At 52.7% G+C, this 12,529-nt stretch carries 12 protein-coding genes; 9 read left to right on the top strand and 3 right to left on the bottom strand.

Features of this window, described 5'->3' with window-relative positions:
* The first annotated feature begins 1 nt into the window (after nt 1).
* From sapF to pdeR, 6 genes are all read left to right on the top strand, one after another.
* Nucleotides 2–808, top strand: a complete 807-nt coding sequence (gene sapF, locus RT120_RS02535) for a peptide ABC transporter ATP-binding protein SapF (RefSeq protein WP_312978986.1) — start codon at nt 2–4, stop codon at nt 806–808.
* A 542-nt stretch (nt 809–1,350) separates the two neighbouring features.
* Nucleotides 1,351–1,971, top strand: a complete 621-nt coding sequence (locus tag RT120_RS02530) for a helix-turn-helix domain-containing protein (RefSeq protein ID WP_312978983.1) — start codon at nt 1,351–1,353, stop codon at nt 1,969–1,971.
* Nucleotides 1,972–2,206: 235 nt separating this feature from the next.
* Nucleotides 2,207–2,995: an enoyl-ACP reductase FabI gene (gene fabI, locus RT120_RS02525; RefSeq protein WP_312978980.1), complete on the top strand. Its 789-nt coding sequence runs from the start codon at nt 2,207–2,209 to the stop codon at nt 2,993–2,995.
* 208 nt (nt 2,996–3,203) lie between these two features.
* Nucleotides 3,204–4,364 (top strand): CMD domain-containing protein, encoded by a 1,161-nt coding sequence (locus RT120_RS02520; protein ID WP_312978977.1) that lies wholly within the window; start codon nt 3,204–3,206, stop codon nt 4,362–4,364.
* A gap of 101 nt (nt 4,365–4,465) precedes the next feature.
* Nucleotides 4,466–6,400, top strand: coding sequence for an exoribonuclease II (locus tag RT120_RS02515; protein ID WP_312978975.1), 1,935 nt, complete (start codon nt 4,466–4,468; stop codon nt 6,398–6,400).
* A 299-nt stretch (nt 6,401–6,699) separates the two neighbouring features.
* Nucleotides 6,700–8,691: a cyclic di-GMP phosphodiesterase gene (gene pdeR / locus RT120_RS02510; protein WP_312978972.1), complete on the top strand. Its 1,992-nt coding sequence runs from the start codon at nt 6,700–6,702 to the stop codon at nt 8,689–8,691.
* Here the strand turns inward: pdeR and RT120_RS02505 are convergent.
* Nucleotides 8,688–9,557: a crotonase/enoyl-CoA hydratase family protein gene (locus tag RT120_RS02505; protein WP_312978969.1), complete on the bottom strand. Its 870-nt coding sequence runs from the start codon at nt 9,555–9,557 to the stop codon at nt 8,688–8,690. The two genes, pdeR and RT120_RS02505, sit on opposite strands and share 4 nt — an antisense overlap.
* Before the next feature lie 209 nt (nt 9,558–9,766).
* Between RT120_RS02505 and RT120_RS02500 the strand changes: the two genes are divergently transcribed.
* The 3 genes from RT120_RS02500 (at nt 9,767) to osmB (ending at nt 11,353) form a co-directional block, all read left to right on the top strand.
* Complete coding sequence (locus RT120_RS02500; protein WP_312978967.1) at nt 9,767–9,949, top strand: hypothetical protein; 183 nt, start codon at nt 9,767–9,769, stop codon at nt 9,947–9,949.
* Nucleotides 9,950–10,125: 176 nt separating this feature from the next.
* Nucleotides 10,126–10,884, top strand: a complete 759-nt coding sequence (locus RT120_RS02495; RefSeq protein WP_312978961.1) for a DNA-binding transcriptional regulator YciT — start codon at nt 10,126–10,128, stop codon at nt 10,882–10,884.
* 253 nt (nt 10,885–11,137) lie between these two features.
* On the top strand, nt 11,138–11,353 hold the full coding sequence (osmB, locus tag RT120_RS02490; RefSeq protein WP_161658847.1) for an osmotically-inducible lipoprotein OsmB: 216 nt from the start codon (nt 11,138–11,140) through the stop codon (nt 11,351–11,353).
* A 110-nt stretch (nt 11,354–11,463) separates the two neighbouring features.
* On the opposite strand, the gene yciH is transcribed toward osmB, so the two are convergent.
* Nucleotides 11,464–11,790 (bottom strand): stress response translation initiation inhibitor YciH, encoded by a 327-nt coding sequence (gene yciH / locus RT120_RS02485; RefSeq protein WP_312978957.1) that lies wholly within the window; start codon nt 11,788–11,790, stop codon nt 11,464–11,466.
* A complete protein-coding gene (gene pyrF, locus RT120_RS02480; protein WP_312978956.1) occupies nt 11,790–12,521 on the bottom strand; it encodes an orotidine-5'-phosphate decarboxylase in 732 nt (243 codons plus the stop codon). Before pyrF ends, yciH begins: the two co-directional genes overlap by 1 nt.
* Nucleotides 12,522–12,529 lie beyond the last annotated feature (8 nt).

The raw sequence follows: 12,529 nt of genomic DNA, 5'->3' as shown, positions 1-12,529 counted from the left end.
AGTGGTCGAGACGCTATTAGAAGTCCGCAATCTCAGCAAAACCTTTCGCTATCGCACCGGCTGGTTTCACCGCCAGACCGTGGAAGCCGTTAAGCCGTTAAGCTTTACCCTGCGGGAAAAGCAGACGCTGGCGATTATTGGCGAAAACGGTTCGGGGAAATCTACCCTGGCTAAGATGCTGGCCGGCATGGTGGAACCCACCAGCGGGGAACTGTTGATTGACGATCATAAGCTGCACTACGGTGATTATTCATTCCGGAGCCAGCGTATCCGTATGATTTTCCAGGACCCTTCGACGTCGCTTAATCCGCGCCAGCGCGTTTCGCAGATCCTCGATTTCCCCTTGCGATTGAATACCGATCTGGAACCGGAACTGCGTAAGAAGCAGATTCTGGAAACGCTACGTATGGTGGGGCTGCTGCCGGATCACGCCAGCTACTACCCCCATATGCTGGCCCCCGGCCAGAAACAGCGTCTCGGACTGGCGCGTGCGCTGATCCTGCGCCCGAAAGTGATTATTGCCGATGAGGCGCTGGCGTCGCTGGATATGTCGATGCGCTCCCAGTTAATCAACCTGATGCTGGAGTTGCAGGAGAAACAGGGGATTTCGTATATCTATGTGACTCAGCATATCGGCATGATGAAGCACATCAGCGATCTGGTGATGGTAATGCACCAGGGCGAAGTGGTGGAGCGCGGCAGCACTGCTGATGTGCTGGCGTCTCCGCTGCACGATCTGACTAAGCGGTTAATCGCCAGCCATTTTGGTGAGGCATTGACGGCGGACGCCTGGCGCAAAGATCGCTGAACGATGGGCGGGGCGACCCGCCAAAAAAAATCGCCTTTCTGGTGCGAATTAGGTATATAATATCACCTACATCGAAACATATATTTAAAAGCTTATTTTAATCGCCCTGCAATCAATTCCTAATAAGTTAATCTGTATAAATCAATGGCGTCAATGAATTCGCTTTAAATATAAACTTTAAGTATATTTCTGGTGCGATTTTGAACAAAAATACGCTTCCTGTAATTTATGAAATAAAACACTATATTTTCTCTTTTTTTCTGGTATGGCACACTTATCACTGCCATGGCTAAATAACGTTAACTTCTTTAACAGAGATGGAAATAAAACCAACCCCCTCAAGATGTAAAAAATCCATCTTATATCATTAAATTCAATAGCTTTTCATCCAAGGAGTCACTATTAACACCCTAAGTTTAATATGACTATTTCTTAATTATATTTACAGATAACCGAAGGGAATGGTGTGCCTAAATTATGTAAAAATATGGGCATGAGCGTTACAAATAGAAACTAGCTAAGGAAAAGGCGATACAATTTATATGAGCGAAAAAAGCCCAGTAGCAGCAGTTAATAAACCATCGCCTTATGCGATGCCATTAATCGAGTCGTTAAAACCCTTTACACCACGCATGTATGCAAAAGGGACTCGGCTTGATTTCATTCAGGGCGGCGTTAGGATTTGTCATATTGTCGAAACAGGCGTCATTGAACTCCGTCGTAGCACCGACCAGATACTTATTGTCAGAATAGCCGCGCCAAGTGTGTTGGGCCTGGGCGTTTCCGATGCGTATATCGTGATTAAAGAAACCGCCTCAATACACACTCTTCCCCAGGAACAGGTTCTTCAGCACATCGAAGAAAAAGGTCTGTGGGAAATTTTAGCGCGGCATATGATGGTACAGACCAATAAATTGTACCTCTACAGTAACCAGCTTACCGCACCGACTTCCTATGAACTGGTTCGTAAACAACTCATTGAGTTAATCAACGAACCCGAATCGCTGCGCAATAGCCTTTCAGCTGAGCGTTACATTCGTGACAAAGTGCATCTTTCCCGTACTTGCGTAATGAAAATTCTATCCGATCTCAAAAAAGGCGGCTATATCGTTATAGAGGTAGGGCGCCTACGTGAAATCAAGCATTTGCCGCTCAAATACTGATGCCTCCTCAAAGGTTGGATCAGTGCGTCGTTATCCTCGTGGTATATTTGAGTCGTTGATGGATGCGGTGAAGGGCTTAACGCGGTTTTTGATGCATCCGTGTTAGCAAAAAGGCGTGACAACTCATGCCTGTAAAAGGCTATAATTTCATTCTGCATTGCATGTAATTTGGTTTTAGACTCATAATCGTATGATTTTAAAACAGAATAAGTAACGACGATAAGGATTAAAAGCTATGGGTTTTCTTACCGGTAAGCGCATTCTGGTGACTGGCGTCGCCAGCAAACTTTCCATCGCCTTTGGTATTGCGCAAGCGATGCACCGCGAAGGGGCTGAACTGGCGTTCACCTATCAAAACGACAAGCTGAAAGGCCGCGTGGAAGAGTTTGCCGCTCAACTGGGTTCGAGCATCGTGCTGCCGTGCGACGTAGCTGAAGATGCCAGCATTGACGCACTGTTTGTCGAGCTGGCGAAAGTGTGGCCGAAGTTCGACGGTTTTGTGCACTCCATCGGTTTCGCGCCGGGCGACCAGCTTGATGGCGACTATGTCAACGTTGTGACCCGTGAAGGCTTCAAAATCGCGCACGACATCAGTGCTTACAGCTTTGTTGCCCTGGCGAAAGCCAGCCGTGAAATGCTTAACCCTGGCTCTGCCCTGCTGACCCTTTCCTACCTGGGCGCAGAGCGTGCTATCCCGAACTATAACGTCATGGGCCTGGCGAAAGCGTCGCTGGAAGCTAACGTGCGTTATATGGCGAATGCGATGGGTCCTGAAGGCGTTCGCGTCAACGCGATCTCTGCGGGTCCGATCCGCACACTGGCGGCTTCTGGCATTAAAGATTTCCGTAAAATGCTGGCGCACTGCGAAGCGGTTACCCCGATTCGTCGCACCGTCACCATTGAAGACGTGGGCAACAGCGCAGCATTCCTGTGCTCCGATCTCTCTGGCGGCATTACCGGTGAAGTGGTTCACGTGGATGGCGGATTCAGCATCGCCGCGATGAACGAGCTGGAACTCAAGTAATCCAGATTTCCGTATTGCTAAGGCGGGCTGCGGCCCGCCTTTTTATTACCATCGCCCCGCCTTCCCTCCCGCTGTTTATAGCTTTCCGATCTTAAATATCACTGAACAATCTTTTGTTGGCCGTTGCCCTTACGCCAGGATAAGGCTGCGAACCAGGCCCGGTAAGCCGCTCGGGCTTCGGGTCTTTCATTTTTTTCAAGGAAAGCTCATGGAACAACGCCGCCGCGAAACCGGTCGTAACCACTGGTATCATGAAACTCAGTCAAGCCGTCTTCCTGATGATGTGGTGTCGCTCGTACCGGAAGCTGCCCATGTGCAGGATCGGTTTTTACTGGATTTAACGGTGGAGGACGACCTGGTTGCTCCGCACCTGTTAGGGTTATCCACCGCCCGTAAGCTTAGCGCTCTGTTCTTCCCCGATCGCGTTGTGCCTGACCGGCTTAATACGTTAAGCAGTTACGACCGCCTGAGCACCGCCCTCACGGTAGCGCAGGTGTGCGGCGTACAGCGGCTGTGTAATCACTACGCCGCCCGCCTCACGCCGCTACCCGGCCCCGATTCCTCCCGCGAAAGTAACCGCCGCTTAACCCTTATTACCCAGTACGCGCGCCAACTCGCCAGCCAGCCGACGCTAATCGATAGTCATCTTCGCCAGCAACTTGACGAAGCCGGGTTGTCGACGGGCGATATCGTCACGTTTAATCACATTATCGGCTTTGTTGGTTTCCAGGCGCGGGTTGTTGCGGCGTTTCAGGCCGCGATGGGGATACCGGTACGCTGGTTGCCCGGTTTTGATATGCAGCAAGATGCGCCCGCCGAACGGTTCCATCAAACCCCTGCAAGCTGGCGCGCTGATTTACCCCAGTCCGACACACCACTGGCTAACGATAAGCTTCAGGAGCGGTTTCTTCACTGCGCCCGAGAGCCGCTGTTGCGCGAGCTGGCGGGTTTATTGATTCAGGATCCGCTGACGATTGAGCCTTTTGTGCAGCTAAGTACAGAACTTCGGCCCTCGCAAGATATTTTTAATGCCGCCACCCTTGCCACGCTGGTGAGTGCCAGAATCAACGGTAGCGTAGCCTGTTTTAATGATGCGGCTGAGATATGGAGCGGCGATACCAGTTTGCCGGAAGCGGTGCGCAACGGCGAACGGGCGCTGAATGCCTGGAGCCACCATCATTCGGCCGAGCGAGCCATTATTCAGGCGACGCAATGGCTAACCCGTGCCCCCGATCGCTTTAGCCAGGCGCATTTCCAGCCGTTAATTGAACAGGGGTTATCCTGCCACCAGGCGCTGCGTTTACTAATATGGGTGGGGTTCTGCGGGTGGCTCAACCGCTTGAAACTGGGTTTCGGCGATATCGGCTAAAACCGCCCGATCGCGTGATTTCAGGGCAAAGAGCGCTTGCTGACACCCCTGGAATCGCGTAAAACTGTCAGCCGCTCAATTGGCCACGAAAATGCGAAAATATGTTTCAGGATAACCCGCTGCTAGCGCAGCTTAAACAGCAACTGCATTCCCAAACGCCACGCGCCGAAGGCGTGGTAAAAGCCACCGAAAAAGGATTTGGTTTTCTCGAAGTTGACGCGCAAAAAAGCTATTTCATTCCGCCGCCGCAGATGAAAAAAGTGATGCACGGCGACCGGATCAGCGCCGTCATTCACACTGAAAAAGAGAAAGAAAGCGCGGAACCAGAAACGCTGATTGAACCCTTCCTGACCCGTTTCGTTGGCCGGGTACAAAAGAAAGATGACCGTCTTTCCATCGTACCGGACCATCCATTGATCAAAGATGTTATCTCCTGCCGCGCCGCCCGCGATGTTGAACACGATTTCCAAAACGGCGACTGGGTCGTGGCAGAAATGCGCCGCCATCCGCTGAAGGGCGATCGCGGTTTTTACGCGGAACTCACCCAGTACATTACCTTTGGCGACGACCATTTCGCCCCGTGGTGGGTAACGCTGGCACGCCATAATCTGGAACGTGAAGCACCGAACGGCGTGGCGACGGAAATGCTGGACGAAGGCATGGTACGCGAAGATCTTACCGCGCTGGATTTCGTCACTATCGACAGCGCCAGCACAGAAGATATGGATGATGCGCTGTTCGTCGAGCAACGCGAAGACGGCAGCCTGGCGCTGACCGTAGCGATTGCCGATCCTACCGCCTGGATCGCGCCCAACAGCAAGCTTGACGGCATGGCGAAAATCCGTGCGTTCACTAACTACCTGCCGGGCTTCAATATCCCGATGCTGCCGCGCGAACTGTCAGACGATCTCTGCTCGCTACGCGCCCATGAAGCGCGTCCGGCGCTGGCCTGCCGCATGGTGATCCAGCCGGACGGCGCTATCGACGACGAGATCCATTTCTTCGCCGCGACCGTGGAATCAAAAGCCAAACTGGCTTATGACAATGTTTCTGACTGGCTGGAAAACAGCGGTGAATGGCAACCGGAAAGCGACGCGATTGCCCAACAAATCCGTTTGCTGCAACAGGTCTGCGAGCGCCGCAACGCGTGGCGCCACCAGCATGCATTGGTCTTTAAAGATCGTCCTGACTACCGTTTTGTGCTGGGTGAAAAAGGCGAAGTGCTGGATATCGTGGCTGAGCCGCGCCGTATCGCCAACCGCATTGTGGAAGAATCGATGATTGCCGCTAACGTCTGCGCCGCGCGCGTGCTGCGCGACAAGCTGGGCTTTGGCATTTACAACGTGCACGCCGGTTTCGACCCGGCGAATACTGAGCAACTGGCGAGCCTGCTGCAATCTCACGGCATGCATGTTGATGCTCAGGAAGTTCTGACGCTGGAAGGTTTCTGTAAACTGCGCCGCGAATTAGACGCGCAGCCGACCGGTTTCCTGGATAGCCGCATTCGTCGCTTCCAGTCGTTCGCTGAAATCAGCACCGAGCCGGGCGCGCATTTTGGTCTTGGCCTTGAAGCCTATGCTACCTGGACATCGCCCATCCGTAAGTATGGCGACATGATCAACCACCGCCTGCTGAAAGCCATCATCAAAGGCGAAACCGCAGAGCGCCCGCAAGATGACGTCCTGACGCCGATGGCGGAACGCCGCCGCGCCAACCGTATGGCGGAGCGTGACGTTGGCGACTGGCTCTATGCCCGTTTCCTGAAGGATAAAGCCGGCACGGACACGCGTTTTGCGGCGGAAATTATTGATATCAGCCGTGGCGGCATGCGTGTGCGTCTGGTGGATAACGGCGCGGTGGCGTTTATCCCTGCGCCGTTCTTGCATGCGGTGCGCGATGAGCTGGTGTGCAGCCAGGAAAACGGCACCGTGCAGATTAAAGGCGAAGTGGCTTACAAAGTGACTGATGTGATCGATGTGACCATTGCTGAAGTGCGCATGGAAACCCGTAGCGTCATCGCTCGCCCGGCAGCGTAATGTCTTTCTCCCCGGTTAACGCCGGGGAGTACTTTCAGATTTTTACGGCCAATGCAGACCAGGATTATCGGTTCTGCTCGCAGTCCTCATCAAAATTTCCCGGTAAAATAGCGTTTAGCGTTGTTATTCATTAATAACGATGAACTAAGCAGATAGTGCTACACTTCACATTGCCGCGTTAAATCAATTAACTTCTGTAAAAACAAAATATTTACATCCGAATCCTGCTTGCCAGTAACCCTTGATTTTCGCTATAAAATTCAGCGGTTGCGATTTTAAAAAGGTGTTCAGGAGAACCCATGAAAGATGACCTGGAACAAAACTTGCTGTATCGCTATTTGGGAACGGCCAGCCCTTACTGGCGGCTGCCGCTGGATAGTAACGCATTGCAATTATCCGCAACGGAAAATGGCGACAGCAATCAGGTTATTAGCCTGACGCCGGAAGAGGCGTTGCAAATACGCGAAATGACGGTAATAACGTCAAGCGTTACCCTGAATGTTTCTTTTTTTGGCGTGACCATGCCATTACATTTAGTGGGCCGAAAAATTTCTCGCCGTGAATGGGGAGGAACAGCGTCCGCCTGGAATGATACCCCTTCCGTCGCCCGCGATTTAGTCCAGGGCCTCTCGTTCGCCGAGCAGGTGGTTTCTGAAGCGAATTCGGTGATCGTCATTCTCGATAAGATGGGAAATATTCAGCGCTTTAACCGATTGTGCGAGGAATATACCGGGCTAAAAGAGCACGAAGTTATCGGCCAGAACGTATATAAATTATTTATGAGCCCGTCTGAGGCGGCCGCGTCACGGCAAAATATCTCTACTTTCTTCCGCGATGGCAGCTCCTATGAAGTCGAGCGCTGGATTAAAACCCGTAAAGGGCAGCGTTTATTTTTATTCCGCAATAAATTTGTGCACAGCGGCAGTGGGAAAAATGAAATTTTCCTTATCTGTTCCGGTACGGATATTACCGAAGAGCGCCGCGCCCAGGAGCGTTTACGGGTATTAGCCAATACCGATACCGTCACCGGTTTACCCAATCGCAACGCCATTTATGAATTGATTACCGAAGCCATTACTCAGCGCGGCGACACACAGGTCGGCGTGGTGTATCTGGATTTGGATAACTTCAAAAAAGTGAATGACGCCTATGGGCATCTGTTTGGCGATCAGCTTCTCCAGTCGGTTTCGCTGGCGATATTAAGTTGTCTGGAGGAAGGCCAGGTGCTGGCGCGTCTCGGCGGCGATGAGTTTATCGTGCTGGCCAACGACACGTCCCAGAGCGCGCTGGAAGCGATGGCGTCGCGCATTCTGACCCGGTTAAAACAGCCTTTTCGCATCGGCCTTATCGAGGTGTATACCAGTTGCTCGCTGGGCATCGCCCTGGCACCTCAGCATGGGCTCGACCATGAGAGCGTGATCCGCAACGCCGATACCGCCATGTATACCGCGAAAGAAGGCGGCCGCGGCAAGTTTTGCGTGTTCTCTCCCGAAATGAACCAACGGGTTTTTGAATATTTATGGCTTGATACCAACCTGCGTAAGGCGCTGGATAACGACCAGTTGGTTATCCATTACCAACCGAAAATCACCTGGCGAGGCGAAGTACGCAGTGTCGAAGCGCTGGTGCGCTGGCAGTCGCCAGAGCGCGGCATGATCCAGCCACAGGATTTTATCGCTTATGCCGAAGAATCAGGGCTGATTGTGCCGCTTGGGCGCTGGGTGATGCTTGATGTGGTGCGCCAGGTCGCCAAATGGCGCGACAAAGGCCTGAATCTGCGGGTGGCCGTCAACGTCTCTGCCCGCCAGCTCGCCGATCAAACCATTTTTACGGATTTAAAACAGGCGCTGGCAGATCTGGATTTCGAGTATTGCCCCATCGATGTGGAACTCACTGAAAGCTGTTTAATCGAAAACGAGGAGTTAGCGCTGTCGGTTATCCAGCAGTTCAGCAGCCTGGGCGCGCAAATTCATCTGGACGATTTTGGCACTGGCTATTCGTCATTGTCGCAACTGGCGCGCTTCCCCATTGATGCGATAAAGCTCGATCAGACGTTTGTCAGCAATGTGCACAAGCAGTCGGTGTCCCAGTCGCTGGTGCGTGCGATTGTGGCGGTGGCGCAGGCATTGAATTTGCAGGTGATTGCCGAGGGCGTGGAAAATGCGAAAGAAGACGCCTTTCTCACAAAGAACGGCGTCAATGAACGGCAAGGTTTCTTATTTGCTAAGCCGATGCCCGCTGCCGCACTCGAGCGTTGGCTCAAACGATATCAGACCAGAATGATGCGTTAACTGGCTTTGCGTAACGCGCTGGTGGTGTGGCGGTTTTGCAACAGCACCAGCCGCTCCATATAGGCGATATCCTTAGGTTCCAGGCAGAACGCCGCCTCGACCCAGTCCTCGGTAATATCCATCAGCTCGGCGCGCGGCAGCCTCAGCACCCGCTGACGGGCGCGTAACATAGCGCGCACGCCGTTGAGCCGGGGTTGCAACGTATCAATAAAGGTCCGGGTAGCGATGTAACCCTGTCCCGGCTCGAACAATTCATCGACCAGACCCTTTTGCTGATGCCATTCGGCGGTATGCGATTCTCCGGTAAAAATAAGATCTTCAGCGAGCCGCATTCCTGCCCGGCGAGCCACCAGAGAATAGCCGCCCATGCCCGGGAAGAGATTAAAAGCAACCTCCGGGAACCCAAGCCGCGCGTCGCGCTGCGCCAGCACAAAGTGGTGCGCTAATGCCGCTTCAAACCCGCCGCCTAAGGCGCTGCCTTCGACCATGGCAAGACTGACCGCGCCGGTATCAAACCCTCTTGAGGCCGCGTGTACGCAATCCACACAGGCGCGAGCATACGCGCGCAGCGCTTCACGCCGTCCATTGCGAATGCATTCGACAAAAAAGTGCAAATCGCCGCCCGCGTTGTAGATACCGGGAACCAGAGAGCCGGTTACCCAGAAATCGACTTTATAGTCGCTTTTCTGCACCAGATAGCCCAGATTCATAATCTCTTCGATCAGGGCATGGTTAAAGCACGGACGCGGCTGTGCCCGCAGCATCATCCAGAGGGTACGGCGCTCTTCGTCATACCAGGCGCAAAGTTGCGTGAAACGTGCAGGATCGGTGAAGAGTTTACAGGTGGGGTGATTTAAAACTGTCATAATCATTCCTCTTTTATGTGAATGCGGTAACCGCAGAGAAAGACTAATTCACCGCAATTACGTCGGCGTGTGTTTGCGGTTATTTATAATTATTCTTTATGTTTTAGGATCAAATAATTGGTTGCAAACGACATAAAGCCGGGATGAAGGCTTCTCTTTTGCAGCGCTTTTTAGCATCATGGTGGTCGCTAAATGAATAAGGACGCATCATGTCAACGCTCGACGCCAAAGCCCTCGCCCATCGAATCGACACCGTGCTGGATATTCTGGTGGCCGGTGATTACCACTCCGCCATAAATAACCTGGAAATCTTAAAAGCCGAATTACTGGCGCAGGACCAGGGTCACGGCGATGAATTGCCCTCTCAACCCAAAGCGCCCTGGGAAATATAGTCGCTGCGATACCGTACAGGACCTGGCGGTTTCGTAAGCGGGATATTTTTTTAAAGTTGAATCGCTGCGCTTAAACGGTCACACTCGACTTTTCGCACTGCCCCCTGCGCGGTAATCCCTTGTGCAGAACGGCAGGCTCCACTGATAGATGGCTTAACCACGCTAAACTTGCTGATATGAATTCTCGACAACAAATAATTTTGCAAATGGTCATCGACCAGGGCCGAATGAGCGTCTCGGATTTGGCGAAAATGACCGGGGTTTCTGAAGTGACGATTCGCCAGGACCTGAATCTTCTTGAGAAGCACAGCTATTTGCGCCGTGCACATGGTTACGCCGTGCCGCTGGACAGCGACGATGTAGAAACGCGGATGTTGAATAACTATGCGCTGAAACGTCGTCTGGCAGAATTCGCAGCCTCTCTGGTGAATGACGGCGAAACGGTGTTTATCGAAAACGGCAGCAGCAACGCGTTACTGGCGCGCACCCTCGCCGAGCAGAAAAACGTCACCCTGATCACCGTCAGCGGATACATCGCCCATCTTCTGAAAGAAACGGACTGCGAAGTCATTTTGCTGGGCGGGATTTATCAAAAGAAAAGCGAAAGCATGGTTGGTCCCCTCACCCGCCAGTACGTGCGGCAGGTGCATTTCAGCAAGGCGTTTATCGGCATTGATGGCTGGCAGCCGGAAACCGGCTTTACCGGGCGCGATATGATGCGTACCGATGTGGTCAACGCCGTGCTTGAAAAGGGCGGCGAAGCCATTGTCCTGACCGACAGTTCCAAATTCGGCGCGGTGCATCCATATACACTGAGCCCGGCCAACAGTTTTAGCCGCGTGATCACCGATGACGGGATCAAACCCGACGCACTCCGCCATCTTCAAAACACCGGGCTTCAGGTTAACCTGATACCGCAATTCCCCGCCGCGTAATTATCAGGGCCTGTTCGTTATCAGGCCCGCTCTCTGAGACTATTCCCATCGTCCAATTAGGACTATTTACCTGTATCAATGTTACAAAGAATTTAAAATTACTGTAGCGATATCACAGGAAGTAACTATCACCTGCGTGATGTGAATTACCTGACGCAACCCCGTTTCACGGATCGACGCTTTATTTAGCAGAGAGCTTCTATACTTAAGGCGTGACTTCCTTCCGTGAATCAATTATTCAGGAGAAAGTATTATGACATTAAATTACAAAAAAGCGGCTGCTGCGATGCTTGCTGTTACTCTGGTTATGTCTCTGAGCGCATGTTCTAACTGGTCTAAACGCGACCGTAACACCGCAATTGGCGCGGGTGCCGGCGCAATTGGCGGTTCCGTACTGACCGATGGCAGCACCCTGGGGACATTAGGCGGTGCAGCGGTTGGCGGTATTATCGGTCACCAGATTGACTAATAATAATGTCAAGAATAATGCTTTAACGTAAAGAACGAACAGTATTTTAACGTTGGGCTATACAGCAGTTTAAATTAATGGCCACGGTGTTTTACCGTGGCCATGTTATTTTAGCCGCCAGCCAGTTTGACCTTCATCCCTTTGGCTTCCAGCAGCGATTTGATTAAATCGCGTTTGTCGCCCTGAATTTCAATAATCCCGTCTTTTACTGCACCGCCGCAGCCGCATTTCTTTTTGAGTTCTGCCGCGATTTTATTCAGGGTAGCGTCATCTTCATCAATACCCGTGATCAAACACACCCCTTTGCCTTTACGCCCGCTGGTCTGGCGCTGGATACGCACAATGCCGTCCCCTTTTGGGCGCTCGGGCTGTGTTTTCGGCTCCTCGATGCGCCCGGTCCCGGTGGAATAGACTAACCGGCTGTTATCGTCTTTCATTACGCCTCCCGCAGGCTGTCCAGAATATCGCGCAGGGTTTGCGACGGGTTGTCCGACTGCGTCACTGGACGTCCAATCACCATATAATCCACACCGGCCTGTTGCGCTAGTTGAGGCGTCATAATACGGCGCTGATCGCCTGCCGCGCTGCCTTCAGGACGGATGCCCGGCGTCACTAATTTAAACGCATTGCCCAACGCTGATTTGAAGCGCACGGCTTCCTGAGCCGAACAGACCACGCCGTCAAGGCCACATTGCTGCGTTAAACGCGCCAGGCGTTCCGCATGTTCCGCCGGTGTAAGCGTGATGCCGATATCCGCCAGATCGCTGCTTTCCATGCTGGTAAGCACCGTCACGGCAATCAGCAACGGCGCGTCCTGACCGAAGGGCACCAGCGCCTCGCGCGCAGCCTGCATCATTCGCGCCCCGCCGCTGGCATGAACGTTTACCATCCAGACGCCCAGATCCGCCGCTGCCGCCACCGCCTTCGCGGCAGTATTGGGAATATCATGAAATTTTAGATCGAGGAATACGTCGAACCCACGGCCTTGTAAATCGCGAACCAGCTGCGGTCCAAACCGGGTGAACATCTCTTTACCGACTTTCAGCCGGCAATCTTGCGGATTAATAAGATCGACGAAGGCCAGCGCTTTATCGCGGCTATCGTAATCCAGGGCAACCACAATCGGTGAATCAGTCGCAGAACGGGAAGTGGAGGCAAGTAGCGTCATGACCAGAC

This window comes from Atlantibacter sp. (genome assembly GCF_032062175.1).
Taxonomy (GTDB): Bacteria; Pseudomonadota; Gammaproteobacteria; order Enterobacterales; family Enterobacteriaceae; genus Atlantibacter.
The sequence above is the reverse complement of the archived record's forward strand: the minus strand, read 5'-3'. Positions and strand labels throughout refer to the sequence as shown.